This is a genomic window from Streptomyces sp. NBC_00820, assembly GCF_036347055.1.
In the GTDB taxonomy this organism is placed as follows: domain Bacteria; phylum Actinomycetota; class Actinomycetes; order Streptomycetales; family Streptomycetaceae; genus Streptomyces.
Genome location: NZ_CP108882.1, coordinates 3,982,603 through 3,998,484, shown reverse-complemented (window position 1 = coordinate 3,998,484; position 15,882 = coordinate 3,982,603). Strand labels below are relative to the sequence as shown.

The 15,882-nt window shown below is 71.2% G+C and carries 13 protein-coding genes, 2 tRNA genes, 3 pseudogenes and 1 riboswitch; of the genes and pseudogenes, 12 read left to right on the top strand and 6 right to left on the bottom strand.

Features of this window, described 5'->3' with window-relative positions:
* Positions 1-36 precede the first annotated feature (36 nt).
* Positions 37-109, top strand: a tRNA-Lys gene (locus OIB37_RS18105).
* Positions 110-329: 220 nt separating this feature from the next.
* Here the strand turns inward: OIB37_RS18105 and OIB37_RS18100 are convergent.
* Together OIB37_RS18100 and OIB37_RS18095 are read right to left on the bottom strand one after the other, a co-directional pair.
* Entirely contained in the window at positions 330-1,487 is a 1,158-nt protein-coding gene (locus OIB37_RS18100) for an MFS transporter (protein ID WP_330458646.1), read from the bottom strand.
* Between the two features lie 516 nt (positions 1,488-2,003).
* On the bottom strand, positions 2,004-2,789 hold the full coding sequence (locus OIB37_RS18095; protein ID WP_330458645.1) for a helix-turn-helix transcriptional regulator: 786 nt from the start codon (positions 2,787-2,789) through the stop codon (positions 2,004-2,006).
* An 838-nt stretch (positions 2,790-3,627) separates the two neighbouring features.
* Between OIB37_RS18095 and OIB37_RS18090 the strand changes: the two are divergent.
* The 7 genes and pseudogenes from OIB37_RS18090 to OIB37_RS18060 all read left to right on the top strand — a co-directional run.
* Positions 3,628-3,955 (top strand): annotated as a pseudogene (locus OIB37_RS18090) (XRE family transcriptional regulator); the annotation flags it as partial.
* Positions 3,956-3,959: 4 nt separating this feature from the next.
* Positions 3,960-4,411 (top strand): annotated as a pseudogene (locus tag OIB37_RS18085) (NUDIX domain-containing protein); the annotation flags it as partial.
* An 88-nt stretch (positions 4,412-4,499) separates the two neighbouring features.
* On the top strand, positions 4,500-5,066 hold the full coding sequence (locus OIB37_RS18080) for an NADPH-dependent FMN reductase (RefSeq protein WP_330458644.1): 567 nt from the start codon (positions 4,500-4,502) through the stop codon (positions 5,064-5,066).
* Between the two features lie 107 nt (positions 5,067-5,173).
* On the top strand, positions 5,174-5,566 hold the full coding sequence (locus tag OIB37_RS18075) for an NUDIX domain-containing protein (RefSeq protein ID WP_330461882.1): 393 nt from the start codon (positions 5,174-5,176) through the stop codon (positions 5,564-5,566).
* A 95-nt stretch (positions 5,567-5,661) separates the two neighbouring features.
* Positions 5,662-5,871 (top strand): annotated as a pseudogene (locus tag OIB37_RS18070) (NUDIX domain-containing protein); the annotation flags it as partial.
* A 386-nt stretch (positions 5,872-6,257) separates the two neighbouring features.
* Positions 6,258-7,253 carry an STAS domain-containing protein gene (locus tag OIB37_RS18065; RefSeq protein ID WP_330458643.1) on the top strand — a complete coding sequence of 332 codons (996 nt, stop codon included), beginning with the start codon at positions 6,258-6,260 and terminating at the stop codon, positions 7,251-7,253.
* Positions 7,254-7,356: 103 nt separating this feature from the next.
* Positions 7,357-7,842 (top strand): DUF5994 family protein, encoded by a 486-nt coding sequence (locus tag OIB37_RS18060; protein ID WP_330458642.1) that lies wholly within the window; start codon positions 7,357-7,359, stop codon positions 7,840-7,842.
* Between the two features lie 114 nt (positions 7,843-7,956).
* On the opposite strand, the gene OIB37_RS18055 is transcribed toward OIB37_RS18060, so the two are convergent.
* The 3 genes from OIB37_RS18055 to OIB37_RS18045 form a co-directional block, all read right to left on the bottom strand.
* Positions 7,957-9,192, bottom strand: coding sequence for an acyltransferase family protein (locus OIB37_RS18055; protein ID WP_330458641.1), 1,236 nt, complete (start codon positions 9,190-9,192; stop codon positions 7,957-7,959).
* A gap of 129 nt (positions 9,193-9,321) precedes the next feature.
* Entirely contained in the window at positions 9,322-9,969 is a 648-nt protein-coding gene (locus OIB37_RS18050) for a GTP cyclohydrolase II (protein WP_330458640.1), read from the bottom strand.
* 255 nt (positions 9,970-10,224) lie between these two features.
* Positions 10,225-10,758, bottom strand: a complete 534-nt coding sequence (locus OIB37_RS18045) for a MarR family winged helix-turn-helix transcriptional regulator (RefSeq protein WP_330458639.1) — start codon at positions 10,756-10,758, stop codon at positions 10,225-10,227.
* Positions 10,759-10,822: 64 nt separating this feature from the next.
* Here OIB37_RS18045 and OIB37_RS18040 point away from each other — a divergent pair, with 64 nt between their 5' ends.
* A complete protein-coding gene (locus OIB37_RS18040) occupies positions 10,823-11,956 on the top strand; it encodes a dihydrofolate reductase family protein (RefSeq protein ID WP_330458638.1) in 1,134 nt (377 codons plus the stop codon).
* A 94-nt stretch (positions 11,957-12,050) separates the two neighbouring features.
* Here the strand turns inward: OIB37_RS18040 and OIB37_RS18035 are convergent, their stop codons facing one another.
* Positions 12,051-12,623 (bottom strand): PH domain-containing protein, encoded by a 573-nt coding sequence (locus OIB37_RS18035; protein WP_330458637.1) that lies wholly within the window; start codon positions 12,621-12,623, stop codon positions 12,051-12,053.
* 210 nt (positions 12,624-12,833) lie between these two features.
* Here OIB37_RS18035 and OIB37_RS18030 point away from each other — a divergent pair.
* The 3 genes from OIB37_RS18030 (at position 12,834) to OIB37_RS18020 (ending at position 15,799) form a co-directional block, all read left to right on the top strand.
* Positions 12,834-12,907, top strand: a tRNA-Met gene (locus tag OIB37_RS18030).
* A gap of 196 nt (positions 12,908-13,103) precedes the next feature.
* On the top strand, positions 13,104-14,261 hold the full coding sequence (locus tag OIB37_RS18025) for a PP2C family protein-serine/threonine phosphatase (protein WP_330458636.1): 1,158 nt from the start codon (positions 13,104-13,106) through the stop codon (positions 14,259-14,261).
* A 313-nt stretch (positions 14,262-14,574) separates the two neighbouring features.
* Positions 14,575-14,743: riboswitch (cyclic di-AMP (ydaO/yuaA leader) on the top strand.
* Positions 14,744-14,752: 9 nt separating this feature from the next.
* Positions 14,753-15,799 carry a M23 family metallopeptidase gene (locus OIB37_RS18020; RefSeq protein WP_330458635.1) on the top strand — a complete coding sequence of 349 codons (1,047 nt, stop codon included), beginning with the start codon at positions 14,753-14,755 and terminating at the stop codon, positions 15,797-15,799.
* The last annotated feature ends 83 nt before the right edge of the window (positions 15,800-15,882 follow it).

Here is a 15,882-nt window from a genome sequence, read left to right as displayed (position 1 = left end):
CCACCTCCGGCTATGCTCGGACAGGCAACATCGCCAGGGCCCTTAGCTCAATTGGCAGAGCAGTGGACTTTTAATCCATTGGTTGTGGGTTCGAGTCCCACAGGGCCTACCGGTGGCGGGGGAGGGAAACACCCTCTGACCTGCTACGCAGCGCCCGGGTCGGCATCAGCCGGCTCGGGCGCTGCGGAGTCTCCGGGCCCGTGCGTGAGCGGGGGTGTCACCGACCTGCGGAGCGGCTGCCAGTGCCCGACGGGACCGGAGGATGAGATCTGCCGCCTTCTCGGCGATCTCGCGGTCCAGTTCGGGGAGTCGGCGCGTGTGGGTGTCCCCTAGGGGACGGCGATCCGGGTCATGAGCCAGGCAGCGGCCCCCAGAGCGGCAGCGACCGTGGCCCAGGCGAGGTCGGCGTGCAGCAGCGCGGCGCTGGCCGCGGCCACGCCCGCCATCGACTGCTGGAGGAAGCCGCACAGGGAGACTGCGTAGGCGCCGTGGCTGTGCTGGCTGCTGACGGCGGTGGCCATGCTGTTGGGGAACAGCACGGACTGCCCGAACGTGGTCACGCAGTACAGCCCGACGAAGACCACCAGGGCGCCGCCGGCCGGCAGACCGGGCACCGACCACAGCACCGTCATGAGGACGCCGGCCGCAGTCATCAAGATCGACCCTGCGGTCATCAGTCGGTCTGAACCCGCCCTGGCCACCAGGCGGTTGACGGTCATCGCCCCGGCGAAGTAGGCCGCGCCGAGCAGCAGCCCGAGGCTTCCGTACTGGTCGGTGGCGAGCCCGAAGTGCTCCTGGAGCACGAACGGGCTGACCTCCTGCAGCATCACGATCGTGGCGAACCCCGCGCCGCCGGCCAGGGCCGGCAACAAGAATCCGGGCTGCCTGCTGATGGTGAGGCAGATCCGCAGCACCTCCGACGGCTGCTGCACGACACGGCTCGACTCGAACGGCACGGTGAAAGTCAGCGCCGCAGCGACCGTGCCGACCGTGGCGAGGACGACGAAGCCGGCCTCCCAGTGGGAGTACCTGCCGATCAGGCCGCCGAGGAACTGGCCGCCACCCATCGCCGTGATGAACGCGATCGACAGCACCGAAAGGCGTCGGGCCAGTTCGTCGCCGCTCCAGCGGTCACGCACCAGGATGCGGGCGATGATCGCGCTGCCTCCGGCGCCGATGCCCTGGAGCGCACGCAGCACCAGCAGACCCTCTGGGGACTGGATCAGTGCGATCAGGGCGCTGGTGAGCACGAACAGCGCCAGGGAGATCAGTAGCGGGCCCCGGCGGCCGTACCGGTCCGCCGCCACGCCCCACAGGACCACCGGGGCCGCGGCGCCGATCACGAACGCCGAAATGGACAGCGCCGCACAACTGCGGGACATTCCGAAGTCGTGGGCCACGATGGGCAGCGAGGGCAGGTAGATGGTGGTCGCCATCTGGGTCATGAAGACCAGCAGACAGGAGAGCGCCATGATGCGCCGGTTCACATGATGAGGCGCGGCCTGCTTCTTTTCGGCCGTTTGCTTTCCGTCGCTCGCGGGCATTCCAGAAGTTGACTGTCTTCCATCGGCCGATGAAATCTTCTGCTCAGCCATTCTGGCTCCGCAGGTCATTGATCAGACGACCGACGTACTCGATGTCAGCCTTCGTCAAGTCGTTGCGTATTCCTGTCGTCTTCTTGATGTTGATGAAGACACGCAAGGTCGCTCCCGAATGTATTTGTCAGCCGAGTTCCGGATCTGGAAGCGAACCAGGTCGGGACGGACGGGCGTCCCCGCGGTCCACCGCCAGGTGGGCTCCGCGAGCGGACGAGTGAGCCCGGTGGACACAGAGATTCGCAACTCGCTGCAGCGAGTGTCAACGGATTCGACCGGCAATGTTCTGCCGGTTACGTTGCGAGCGGCAGAAAGCAGACCGGCAGGAATTTGCCGGTTGCCGGACCGGAAAATCTTTGCCGGTCGGCTGCTATTGAAAGCATTGCCGCCATCGGCAAGTGTGAGGGCTCAGCCGTTCCGGCGGTCGGTGCTCGTGTACGCATCGGGCCCCGCCAGCAGGTTCAGGAAGGTGAGCCGAAGTCCGGGATAGCCGAGGGGATTCAGTACCTGGGCGACGACGTCGACGGAGTGCGGAGCGAAGCGGGGGATGCGCAGACGGAACGTGTGCCCGTCCCGGTTGGCTATGACGACCGGGCCGTTGTCCCAGATCAGCCGGCACGCGGGGTCGGCCAGTGCCGTCCGCAGGAGTTCGGTGAGTTGAGGATTTCCCGGGTACTGCGCCATGGCGTAGCGCAGCATCGCAAGGTACGCCCGCCCGTGCCGCGGCCAGTCGGCCAGCTGCTCCCGGGCCTCGGGGGCGGTCAGCGCCCAGCGGATCAGGTTCGCGCCGGGGATCTGCACCCACGGGAACCATTCGGCCATGGCCTCGTTGTGGCCGAGCACGTTCCACGCGTTGTCGGTGAGATAGGCGGGCTGCGTGGGCTGCAGGTCGAGAAGGCGCCGCAGCGGCGTCAGGTCGACACCGTCGAGGGGCGACACGGCGGGGAAGGGCTCGCCACCGGCAGCGTAGAGGAAGAGGGTCGCCCGTTCGTCCGCGCACAGCCGCAGCGCGTTTGCCAGCGCTGTAAGGGTCCGGGCGTCCAGCCGGGGCGTCGCACCGCGTTCGAGGTCCCGGTACCACCGTTCGCTCATGCCGACCTCGGCGGCGACCTCCACCTGCGGAAGCGGCTTGCCGAGGCCCAGCCTGTGGCCCGCCCGCGCCCGCCAGGCCCGCAGGAGCACTGCGAGCCCCACCTCTTCTTCCGGCAGCCGTCCGGGCCCTGTCCGGTCTGTGGAGTTGCCGCGCTGCATGAATGGAGCCCTACTCTGGCCGCTTCCTTGTGCCGTAGCTCAGGCGGGAGCAGCCGGCGTGGGGTTCTGCGTAACGGCGGCGCCTGCACTGTCGCGAGATGATCACCGAAGGTCAGGTCCCCGTGCAAGGGTAACTCGCGTGCTTGTACCGGGTTCGCGCCGCAGACTGCCCAGGGCAGCCCCGCAACCACCAGGAGCGCAGCCGACTCGGCAGGTGGACGCCTGCCGGAGGGAGCGCTGTTGGGCGCAAGATGGTCCGCTGCGCGGTCGGGTACGGCTCCGGATGGCCGGGCCTGCCGTGCGTGAGCGATGCGTGAGCGGACGTTGTGGCACCAGACGTCATGAAGCAGACCGCTCATCATTCGACCCCCGCCTTGACCGGGTGGTCCCGGACGACGAAGGACCGTCGGGAACCATCCAGCATGATCTGACCAGGACTTTTTAATCCATTGGTTGTGGGTTCGAGTCCCACAGGGCCTACAGGAAGACCCCCAGTTCAACTCGTCATTGAACTGGGGGTCTTTCCGTTTTGTCCCGCCTCCTTGATCGCTAGCTCAGTCGTAGCTCAGCCGAGGGGACGGCAGACATGAGACCGGGCGGCCACCCGTGGGGTGCCGCCCGGCTCTACCTCAGCGCCCTCTCCGGAGACCTAGCCCCAGCGCATCGGCAGTCTGTTGAAGCATCAAGATCACAAAAATTAGGGTCCACCCTAATCACAACCGATCACTGCACAGGGAGCGTGGACGGGTGCCACGTCCCACTCCGCCCTCCGCGCGGGTGGATCGCAGCCGGGGACGCCGACAGCCCGGCCGTCCAACAGCGCGGCGTCGAGGAACAGTTCGGGCACGGCATCGAATCGCGGTGCCGCCTGGCGCTACCGGCCCTTGCTCCCGGTGCCCGGCGTCGAGATCCGCACGCATACAACGACGCTGTACAACTCGATCTACCGCGCAGACGATCAGATGCTCGTGAACGGGCACGTCTTCGGCGTGAACGCGTACGGGGCGCCGGTCTGGCACCTGCGCCGCGTCGAGGGAAACGGCATGTTCGACACCTACGCGGCCAGCTTCGACGCCGTGTGGAGCACGGCCCAACCAGTGGAGGAATAGGGCGATGTCTCGCCGCACCGAGTACTACGACGACCCCGCCGCCCCCCAGCCGAACAGCATGGTGGTCGCGGCCTCCGCATTCGTCACCGACGACCAAGGGCGCATCCTCCTCCAGCGGCGCCGGGACAACGACCTCTGGGCGTCCCCGGTGGCGGCATGGAGATGACCGACTCGCTGCCCGGGACCGCGGTACGCGAGGTGAAGGAGGAGACCGGCCTGGATGTCGAAATCACTGGGCTCGTCGGGACCTACACCGATCCCCGGCACGTCATCGCCTACAGCGACGGTGAGGTCCGCCGGCAGTTCAACGTCTGCTTCCGAGCCCGCTTGGTCGGTGGCGAACTGGCGATCTCGGACGAGTCGACCGAGCTGCAGTGGGTTGCGCCTGAGGAGGTGGCCGACCTGCCCATGCACCACACGCAGCAGGTGCGCCTGGAGCACGCGATGCAGCAGCGGGCGGAGAAGGCGATCACGCGTGGTTCCCGTCGAGAACACACGGGGATGTTGTTGACCGCAGGCGCTGCCAGGGGAGTAGGTTGAGCGGATGCCCGCCTTACCGGTGATTCTGTTGCTGTCGGGGAGCCTGCGCGCCGGTTCCACCAATGAGGCCCTGCTGCGCACCGCGCAGGCCGTGGCGCCCTCCGCGAAGGTACGTGCCGTCATGTACGACGGTCTGGCGGAGCTTCCGCACTTCAACCCCGACGACGACACCGACCCGTTGCCGGCACCCGTGGTGGGGCTGCGGGCGGCGATCGACCGGGCGGCGGCCGTCCTGATCTGCACGCCGGAGTACGCGGGCACCCTGCCGGGTTCGTTCAAGAACCTGCTGGACTGGACGGTCGGCGGCACCGAGATCTGCGACAAGCCGGTGGCCTGGGTCAACGCGGCGGCACCGCACCGCGGCCAAGGCGCTGAGGCCACGCTGCGGGCTGTCCTGGGCTACACCGGCGCCGACATCGTGGAGTCGGCCTGCGTGAAGATCCCGGTGGACCGCGGGACGGTCGACGAGGACGGCCTCATCGACGACGTGGGGACCCGTCGGCAACTCGGCGAGGTGCTGGGCCGGTTGGTGGCATCGGGCGAGCGCGTCCCGGCCGCCGGTCAGGCGTGAGTCCACCGGCTGAGCTGCCCGCCACCCCCGCCGACGAAGGGACAGCTGCCGTGGTCCGGCGGACGACCGGCGAACGGCCCGGGGCCCTCGGGGCCGCCCTCGGATCCATGACCCTGCTGGTCGCCGCCGTCATCGTCCACGACAGGGCCGCCGACCGCGTCGTCGTCCTCCGGCGCGGCCGGAACGCCAAGTTCGCCCAGGGCATGTGGGACCTGCCCGTCGGCAAGAACGAACCCGGCGAGCCCATCACCGAGACCGCGGTGCGCGAGCTGTACGAGGAGACGGGCCTGACCGTGCGGCCGGAGGCCCTGGAGGTCGTCCACATCATCCACGGCGCCTGGGGTCTTTCTTCCGGATCAGGCCGGCTCCGGTCTGCGGCGCCTTCTGGCCGACCCGAGCGGGGTCTGGTGCGTGCAGCTGCAAGGCGGAGGAGGGAGTCGACGCGGCGCGATGGGGGTCCCTCCCTGCTCGAGCGAAGCCGAGAGCTTGGGGGAGAGTGACGACAACGCCGCTGGGGGTACCCCCTGCTCGCAGAGCTTGGGGGAGTGCGTGCCAGACCCCGCGACCCCGGCAAGATCCGGAAGAGAGGCCATAGGGCGTGGAGGCTCCCAACGGCTTCCTCACCGTCGTTTTTGCCACCCATGAATGGGCCGGCGAACCCGAGAACCGGGAGCCGGGCAAGCACGACCAGGTCTGCTGGGTCGACGCCGACGCCGTCCCCGAGGCGTTCGTCGGCACCACGGCGAGCGCCCTCCGCCGGTACCTTGCGGGCGGTTCCGGGGTCTCCCTCGACGGCTGGAGGTAGCCACCCGGCCGATCACCGAGGGGGCGACCCCTCTGACCTGCTGTGCGGTGCCGGGGTCGGCTTCGGGCGGTGTCGGCCGGCGTCGCTCGGCTCGGACGTCGGCTCGCTCCCGGGCCGGGGTCGCCGTCATGAGCCGCTCGGCAGGTGGTGCGCCGGGCTCGGACGAGTCCGTCCCGGGGCCACGTTTCCGGTGGCCGGTGACGTACGGTGAAGGTACCGAGGGCATCACGCACTCCGGCCGTCCCGCCGGGTCGTCCTCGGCGAGAGACGAATCCCGGGCCGCCCGAGCGGACGGTGCGGAGACGGGCCGGCATCATGTCCGCCGCGATCACGGAAACTCCTCGACTCTCCCCAGGCATCGTTCCTGCTCGCCGAGGGGCGCCGTGATGGTCGTACAGCGGCTGGACATCCACCGGCGTGACCGCGGGGAGCGGGCCCTCGTCACGCTCGCCGGGGTGATCGGTCCGGCCACGGTCCCCCTGCTGAGGGCCGCGCTGGAGCAGTGCCTGCGCGACGGTATGACCGCCATCGACGTCGACCTCGCGACCGTCGGATCCTGTGACTCCAGGGGCATGGACGTCTTCCTGACGGTGTCGCAGTGTGCCGACCACGTGCACTCCTCGTTGCGGCTGCACCATCCGTGCGCGCAGATCAGCCGGCTCGTCGACGGCACCGGCTACGCCCCTCTGCTGCTCGCGGCCCCGGCGCGTCCTGTGCCGCCCGTTCTGCTCACCGGCCTGTCGCGGACGTCCCGGCCGTACGGCGGGTGGCAGGGAGGCGGCGACCGCGCCGGTGCGCCGGTCGCCAAGGACGCGATCCGCCTGCGCCGTCTGAACCGCCGGCAGGCGGAGGGGCTGAGCGAGGACCTCGCCGAACTCGCCGTGGAGTCCGTCGCGGGCCTCTCGGCGGAGGCGGACAGGAAGCGGGACGACTTCCTGCGGTGGCTCGCCCTCAGCGCCCGGCGGCCGGGCTTCGCGCTGGTGGTCGCCGAGACGACCGTGCTGGTGGGGTGTGTCTTCGGGTTCCCGGTAGGTCCCCGCGGCCGTTCCGAACGAGGGCTGCAGGAGAGCGTCCAACGGCTGACCGGCTGTGCCAGGTTCCTGCTCCTCACCCAGGTCGTGGCGCGTCACCACGCCCAGCACCGCGACATCGGCCGCCGTCTGCAACAGCGTCTGCTGGCCGACCGGCACACCGCGCTCGCGGTCACCCTGCTTCCCGCGGCCGACCGGGCCGGGCAAGCCGCCTTCGAGTCCTGGGGCTGGCGGAACTGCGGGGCGATGCTGGGGCTGCCCGGCCGGGGTGCCCCCTACGTGCTGGTCCTGTTCGGGGAAGGCGGCGGGCCGGTACCCGCGCCTCGGACCGCCGCCCTGGGCCGGGCGTAGCCTGGGAGACACCGAGAGCATGTCGGGCGTACCTTCTGGCGGCGCCGTTCCCGGCGAGTGACGAGCGCGAGCGGCCCCGGGCCGCCCAGGACGGGATCGCACGATGGCCTCCCTCACACCGCCGGCCGGAGGAAGCTCCTCGGACGACGCGCACACGTACGACATGCCGCTGTCGCGGCTGAGTCTCACGCCGGAGTCCAGTCACGGCCCGCTCGACGGAGCATGGTGGCCGCGCTGTGACGTCCTGGAGCTGGAGCTGCCCGCTCTCGTGGGCGCGTTGGATCCCGGCCGCGGAACGGTCACCCACGTCACCGTGGGCGCCGCGGCCTGGTCCGACGCCCCGGGGACGGTGTGGGCGCCCGGCCACGAGATCGAGGTGGTCCTGAGCGACCTCGCCGACGAGGCACACGCCATCACCCTGGAGTGCGGGACCGTCGGGCGCTGGGAGCTGCTGGTCATCCGGCCCGACGAACCGGCCGGAACGGCCGTCCGGCTGCTGACCGCTGCCGCCGATCCCGGCAACCCGCTGTCCGCTCAGCGGATCCTGGCACGCGTCGAGGACGGTCTCGGCCAGGAGGGCGCCGGGTAGCGGAACGGCCCCTGAGGAACTGACGGGACGGGCGGAGGCCGGTGGGACGGGCGGCGGCCGGCACGGTGTCCGCCGGGGTGCACCGGGGCCTCCCCTTGTCTTGCCATGCCAATGTCATGTCGGATCGGGCCGGTCGTCCGGAAGCGGCCGGGGGACGCGCCCGAGCAGGTCGTGCAGGCGTGAACGCCCCGCCGCGAGCATGGACTTCCAGGAGCGGTTCCGCTTGAAGGGCATCTCGAAGACCGAGGCGAACAGCCACGCTCCCAGGAGCGACGCGGGCAGGGCGAGCAGCAGGGTGAAGCAGAACGCGGGGAGGCCGGGCTCGACGTAGTGCGGGGCGATGCGCCGTACGACGGTCATGACGATCGGCAGGTGGACGAGGTAGAGGCTGTACGAACAGTTCCCGAGGGCGCGCACGGGGCGGGTGGCCAGGAACCGCATGAGGAGGGCGGGCCTGCCCGTGGCGACCGCCGCGATGAACATCGTCATGGCGGGCGCGACGGCGAGATCCACCCAGAAGTAGTGGCCGACCGTCCGGACCGGTCCCTCGACGACCACGAAGAGCGCGGGGGGCGCGGCGGCCGCCGCGGCGAGCCAGTGCCACGGCAGACGGCGGATCCTGTCCCTCGCGGCGAGGACGCCCGCGCCGGCCATGCCGGCGGCGAACACCGGGGCCAGGTGCGGGGTCAGCCGGTTCACGCCCTCGACCGGGTCGGCGTCCACCGCCAGCAGGCCGTGGGCGATCACCGGGAGCGTCACCGCCGCGAGCAGGATCAGTGCCCCCAGGCGTCGCCGGACCAGCAGGAGCAGGGGGAAGACGAGATACAGCTCCGCCTCGACTCCGATGGACCAGAAGGCGCCGTTCGGCGTCGGTGCGGTGAACACGTCCTGGACGACGAGGCCGTACACCAGGAGCGTCCTGCCGTTCGGCGGTCCGAAGTGGGAGGCCGGCACCACGAACCGGGCGACCACCAGGCTCAGCGCGAGCGCGGCCCAGTACGGAGGCAGGATGCGCCAGGCCCGTCGGCGCAGGAAGCGGCCGATGCCTCCTAGGTGCCAGCCGGCGCGCGCCGCGGGGATGGCCAGGGAGAAGCCGGACAGCACCAGGAAGAAGACGACCGCGAGGCGCCCGTACATCAGCCAGCCCAGCCAGGCGGGACCCGAGTCGTGGGGAAACCCCGGGAAGGTCAGCAGCCGGCAGTGGAACAGCACGACGTACAGGGCCGCCAGGCCGCGGAGTCCGTCGAGTCCCCGGACGTGCCCGCGGCTGTCCGTGTCACGCTCCCCCTCCTCGTGCCGCGCCGGAGCGAGTGTGTCCGGATCGCCGCGCAGGGGCGGGCTCGATGTCAACGAAAGTCCCCCTGGCCGCGTCCCGGGACGGCGGAGCGCCACCCACGGTGACTGATACGTCGCACGCGGCCAGGAGGTTCAACGGGCGGCCGCACCGCCCCCGGGCGGCACCTCCCGGCGCCCGCAGGGTCACCCGGCGCTGAGTCCCGTCAGATCGCCCAACTCCCCGAGCGGCAGGGTGTGCTGGGTCTGGAGGACCTTCGCGCGGAGGTAGCGCACATTGTGGGCCGTGGTGAAGACGCCGGTCGGCACCCGGTCGCGTACGGTCACGCCGAGGGAGCGCAACTGCCCTGCCTTGTCGGGGTTGTTGGACAGCAGGTCCAGCTCGGTGACGCCGAGGGCGGCCAGCATCTGCGCGGCGGCCGTGTAGTCGCGGGCGTCCTCCGGGAGGCCGAGGGCGGTGTTCGCCGCGTAGGTGTCGAGGCCCTGGTCCTGGAGGGCGTAGGCGTCGAGCTTGTTGTAGAGGCCGATGCCGCGGCCTTCCTGGCGGAGGTAGAGCAGCACGCCGCCACGCTCCGCGATCCGCTCGACCGCCTCGCGCAGCTGCGGTCCGCAGTCGCAGCGGGCCGAGCCGAACACGTCACCGGTCAGGCATTCGGAGTGCAGGCGCACCAGAGGCACGGGGCCCGGGTCGCCGAGGACGACGGCGAGGTGCTCCTGGCCGTCGGCGAGGCCGTGGAAGGTGACGAGCTCGGCGTCGACGCCGTAGCCGTCGGGGAAGTGCAGCGGTACCCGGACGCGGGCGCGCGGCGTGGCGACGGCGGGAGTGTCGGGCATGCGGGTCTCCGGGGTCGGTCGGGTCGGTTCCGCATGGGCTGCGGGTTCGCGGGCCTGCGGGCCTGCGGGTCTGCGGGGTCTGCGGGGTCTGCGGGGTCTGCGGGTTCGCGGGCCTGCGCGCCTGCGGGGTCTGCGGGTGAGCGGGTCTCCGGGATCGCATCTGCTTCAGATTTGAAGCAGATGTGTGGTCCGGGACCCTACCGCATGATTAAAAGTTGAAGCAAACAGGTTCGGGGCCTGCGCGGGCCGCCGGTGCTACGAGGGCGTGTCCGTCGTCCCCGAACAGGGCGCCGAGCGGCGCCGCCACGGCATCTCCTCCGGCGCGCCGCCCGCGTCCTCGCCCTGCAGCCCTCGCGTGACCTGCGTGAAGATCTCCTCCAGCTGCCCCACCTGTTCCGGGGTCAGCCGGTCGAAGAGGGTCTCGCGCACCGTCTCCACGTGCCCGGGTGCCGTACGCTCCAGCACGGCCATCCCCTCGCCGGTCAGCACCGCGAGACTGCTGCGCCTGTCCTGGCTGCAGTCCTCCCTGCGCACCAGCCCGTCCCGCTCCAGCCTGGTCACCGCGTACGTCAGCCTGCTGCGTGTGATCTTCAGCTTCTCGGCGAGGTCGGTCATCCGCAGGCGCCGGTCGGGCGCCTCGGAGAGGTAGGCGAGCACGGAGTAGAACAGGTGCGGCATGCCGGCCTCCCGCTGGAGGTTCCGGTCGATCGTGTCGTCCAGAAGCCGGGCGGCGGTGAGGTACGCGCGCCAGGCGCGCTGCTCCTCGGGAGTGAGCCAGCGGGTCGTCATACCGCCAGTGTAAGTTTGTTTCAAAGTTGAACCAAGATCAGCCTTCGTCAGGGAGAGCGTGTCGATGCCGTATCCGTACGTCCTGCTGTCCGCCGCCGTCTCCCTCGACGGCTACCTGGACGACACCGGCCCCGAACGGCTCCTGCTGTCCAGCCCCGCCGACTTCGACCGGGTGGACGAGGTGCGGGCCTCGGTCGACGCCATCCTGATCGGCGCCGGCACCATCCGCGCCGACAACCCCAGGCTCCTCGTCAACGCGCCCGAGCGCCGTGCGGCCCGCGAGGCCGAGGGTAAGCCGGAGTACCCGCTGAAGGTCACCGTCACCGCCACCGGCGACCTCGACCCCGCCGCCAACTTCTGGCACACCGGCGGCGAGAAGCTCGTGTACACCACGGACCCGGGCGCCGAGCGGGCCTCCCGCGCCCTCGGCCGGACCGCCGACGTGGTCTCCCTCGGCCCCGCCCTCGACTGGCGCGCGCTGCTGGAGCACCTGCACGACGTGCGGGGCGTACGGCGCCTGATGGTCGAGGGTGGCGGCACCGTCCACACCCAGCTCCTCCAGCAGGGCCTCGCCGACGAGGTCCAGCTGGTCCTGGCCCCGCTGTTCGTCGGCGACCCGGCGGCCCCGCGCCTGTTCGGCCCGGGGGCGTACCAGGCGGGGCGCCTGCGCCTGACCGAGAGCCGGCGGATCGAGGACGTCGTCCTCATGCGGTACGAGCCCACCGCGCCCGGCACCGGCCCCCTGCCCACCGCCGCCGACCACCACTGGCTGCGCACCGCCTGCGAGCTGGCCGCCCTGTGCCCGCCGTCGGAGACGGCCTTCAGCGTCGGCGCGGTGGTGGTCGCCGCCGACGGCACCGAGCTGGCGCGCGGCCACTCGCGCGAGGGCGGCGACCCGGTCGTCCACGCGGAGGAGGCGGCGCTGGCCAAGCTCGACCCGGCCGACCCGCGCCTGCCCGGAGCCACCGTCTACAGCAGCCTGGAGCCCTGCGCGCGGCGCGCCTCCCGCCCGGCACCGTGCGCCGAGCTGATCCTGCGGGCCGGGGTGCGCCGGGTGGTCACGGCCTGGCGGGAGCCCGACACCTTCGTGACGGCGGCCGACGGCGCCGGCGTGCTCGCGGACGCGGGCACGGCCGTCGTCCTGCTGCCCGAGCACGAGGCCCTGGCGAAGGCGCCGAACGCGCACCTGACGCGCTGAGCGGCGGGCGGGAGCGGCAGGTCACGTACACAGCCACGTACACAGCCCCGCGGCACGGGTCGGCGGCCCGTGCCGCGGGAACGGCGGACGGCCCCTAGGCGTGCCGCACGAAGACGACGAGTGCGACGACGGCCGTCGCGACGAGCCCGATGAGGACCCCGGCCACCTGGGGCGACATCCGGTCCCGCGGCCGCTTCGGCGGCTGGACCCGTTCGGACCGGTCCGTGCTCAACTCCCACCAGTTGACGACCCGCTGGAAGTCCACGGCGAAGTCGGGGGAAGGGTGCAGGTTGCTGTGGGTGAGTCCGGGCAGCGAGCGGCGCCGCCCGTCCGCGAGGGTGATCCGGGCGGTGCGTATGGGCCCGTAATTGCTCTTGGTCTCGCGCACGTCGATCCAGCGGATCTCGTGCCAGGGGTGCCGGCGGGCGCGCCCGATGCCCCAATAGATGGTTATCCCGTCGGCTCCGACCGTCGTCCGGCTGCGGATCGTGCTGAAGAAGCCGACGGCCCAGAGCACGACGATCGCGCCGGTCAGACAGGAGAAGGCCACGGTGCTGAGGCCGCGGAGGGCACGGAACCCTTGGATCGCGAGGACGATGCCCAGCGGCGCGAGCAGCCGCCAGGACACGCGGTACCGGTCTCTCGTCCGGAAGATCAGTTCGTTCACGAGCGCGGACGCTACGCCTTCGGGCCCCGGCCCGGACATCCGCGGCGGCCGGTCTGGGACGAACCTGTTGCATGATCACGCCGGGCGGCAACGGCTTCCAGAGGCTGCCGCAGGCCGGCCGGCCGCGTCGGCGGAAAAGGCAGCGGCGGGCGTCACACGGAACCGATGTGCATCGCACCCTGAACATGTCGTATGCTTGAGACACAACGACGCGGGGTGGAGCAGCTCGGTAGCTCGCTGGGCTCATAACCCAGAGGTCGCAGGTTCAAATCCTGTCCCCGCTACTGAAACTCAGGGCCGGAATCCAGATCATCGGATTCCGGCCCTGAGTGATTTCCCGGCGTCCGCGGCGGTGACTGGCGCAAGGCCCCCCGCGGAGTGGCGCGCGTCACGCCCGCTCATCCGCTCGGCTCACAGCGGTCGCCCGCCCCTCCCGCCCCCGCCACGCTGGACACACGTCGAAGACACGGGAGACGAGTGGTGCGCCCTGGTGAGGTGGAGGAAGACCCGCACGCCAGGCCGGGCGGTCACCACGCACGCCTGTCGCCCGCGCTGTCCGGCCGCGTCCACCGTCCGACCTCGCGCGGCCTCATCCGCACCCTGCCCGCGCTCCTCATCGTCGGCGGCGTCCTGTACGCCCTCTTCACGCCGCGCGCCTTCACCGCCGCCCCGTTCTTCACGGCCGCCCCGCTGATCGCCGCGCCCCTGGCCTCGCTGCGCACCACCGTGCTCACCGGCCTCGCCGCGCTGGCCGCCACCGTCGCGGCGCAGGCCCACTTCGGCGCGCACCCGGGCGTCGGCACGGTCACCGAGATCGTCACCGTCGCGACGGTCGCGGTACTGGCCCTGGTCATCAACCGGGTCGTACGCCTCGGCGACCGGCGGCTCGCCTCCGCCCGGGAGATCGCCGAAGCCGCCCAGCTAGCCGTCCTGCCCGAACCCGCCCCGCGGATCGGCGGCTTCGACATCGCGGCCAGGTACGAGGCGGCGCAGGAGGACGCGTACATCGGCGGCGACCTGTACGCGGTGCAGGACAGCCCGCACGGCGTACGGCTGCTCGTCGGGGACGTGCGCGGCAAGGGCATGGGCGCGGTCGCCGCCGTCGCCGTCCTGATCGGGGCGTTCCGGGAGGCCGCCGAGCGGGAGGCGACGCTGGAGGCGGTGGCGGGCCGACTGGAGCGGGCCCTGGCGCGCGAGGACATCCGGCGGGAGCGGATCGCCGCGTTCGAGGACTTCACCACCGCCGTCCTCGCCGAACTCCCGCACGACGAGAAGACCGCCCGGATTCTCAACCGCGGCCACCCCCCGCCGCTGATGCTCTACGCCGACGGCACCCTGCGCACCCTCGCGGCTGCCGAGCCCGCGCTGCCGCTCGGCATGAGCGACCTCGGCCTGTGGCCCGACCGTGCGACCGAGACCCGCTTCCCGAGCGGCGCCACCCTGCTGTTCTACACCGACGGCCTGTCCGAGGCCCGGGACGAGCGCGGCCGGTTCTACGACCCCGCGCGCCGGCTCGTCGGACGCGGGTTCCCCGACCCGGCCACCCTGATCGTCCGGCTCGCCGCGGAGGTGCGGCGGTACGCCGGCGGCGGCATGACGGACGACATGGCGCTGCTCGCCGTACGACGGCGGCCCTGACCGTCGCCGTACGACGGCGGCCCTGACCTGTCGTCCGCGGTCACGGGAGCGGCGGAGGTCACGGATACCGCCGAGATCGCGGATATCACGCAGGGTGAGCGCGTGGGAGCCGTCCGCATCACATCTGAGTCACCATCAAAATCCGGTTGACCCCTGAATGCCGGTCAACTCGCCCCTTTTCAACCGGTCATGACGTGTAAGTCCATCCGAGGAGGCGTTAATGATCAAGCCGGACGGCTTGGAATCTGACACGCGGGTCTATTAACGTTCGATAACGCAGCGCGGTCGTCCCAGCCGTCAACCGAGACGGCTCCGTGCGCACGCGCCGAATCCCGTGAGGGAACCGGGGAACCACCACTTTGGGGTGAATCACGCGAACACCGTCGTGGACTGTTCTCAGTCCGGGCGTCGGTATACGCGCGTAGGAGACCTTCCTGCTCCGAACCCGTCAGCTAACCCGGTAGGCGGAGGAAGGAAAGGAGCGCGCCCGCGTGGCGTCCAACCCCCCTGCCCCGGAAGCCCCGTTCATACCGGCTCAGCGTGACCCCGAGGCGTTCGTCTACGGCGGTCACCGCACCGATGAGGGCCCCTGGGAGGAGTGGAATCCCACCGAGGAGTCCCTCCGTCCGGTACGCGGCCGGCACCGTGTCGCCAAGCAGCGCGGGGGCGGACTCGCCCGCAGCTCCACCGTCCTCGGTGTCGGCGTCATCGCCGCCGTCGGCGCGGGCGGCATGGCCAGCGCCAACACCGGCAAGCCGCCGGTCTCCCTGTCGATGCCCGACCTGTCCTCCGTGTCGTCCGTCGGCTCCCTGCTCGACGGCGGTTCCTCCGACGCGGGGCACCAGGCCGACACGGCCTCGCTGAGCAACGTCGGCGTGACCTCCGCTGAGAGCGGCCAGGACACCGACGCGGGCGAGGTCCTGCGCAGCCGGATCATGGCCCAGGCCGAGCAGCAGCAGAGCAAGGCCGACGTCAGGGCCACCGCGGCCGCCGTCGCCGCCGCCGAGAAGCAGAGCGTCGACGCTGCCGCCAAGGCGGAGAAGGAGGCCGCAACAAAGGCCGCCGACTCCAAGGCGGACGCCGAGGCCGACGCGAAGAAGAAGGCCGAGGCCGTGCGCCTGGCGGCGCTGGCCAAGCAGTACGCCCTGCCGGTGCCGTCGTACACGATCACCTCGACCTTCGGCGAGGCCGGTTCGATGTGGTCCTCCGGCTACCACACGGGCCTCGACTTCGCCGCGCCCACCGGCACGCTCGTCAAGGCCATCCACAGCGGCACCATCACGCAGGCCGGCTGGGCCGGCGCCTACGGCTACCGCACGATCCTCACCCTCGACGACGGCACCGAGCTGTGGTTCTGCCACCAGTCCTCGCTCAACGTCTCCGTCGGCCAGAAGGTCAGCACCGGCGAGGTCATCGGCCGCGTCGGCGCCACCGGCAACGTCACCGGCCCGCACCTCCACCTGGAGGTCCACCCCGGCGGCCAGCCCACCGGCATCGACCCGATGGCGTGGCTGCGGGGCAACGGCCTGAACCCCTGACCCGGCCGCCGGCCGCCTGTTTCACGCACGACCCGTTTCGCGCACCGCCTGTTTCGCGCACCGCCTGTTTCACGCACCGCCCG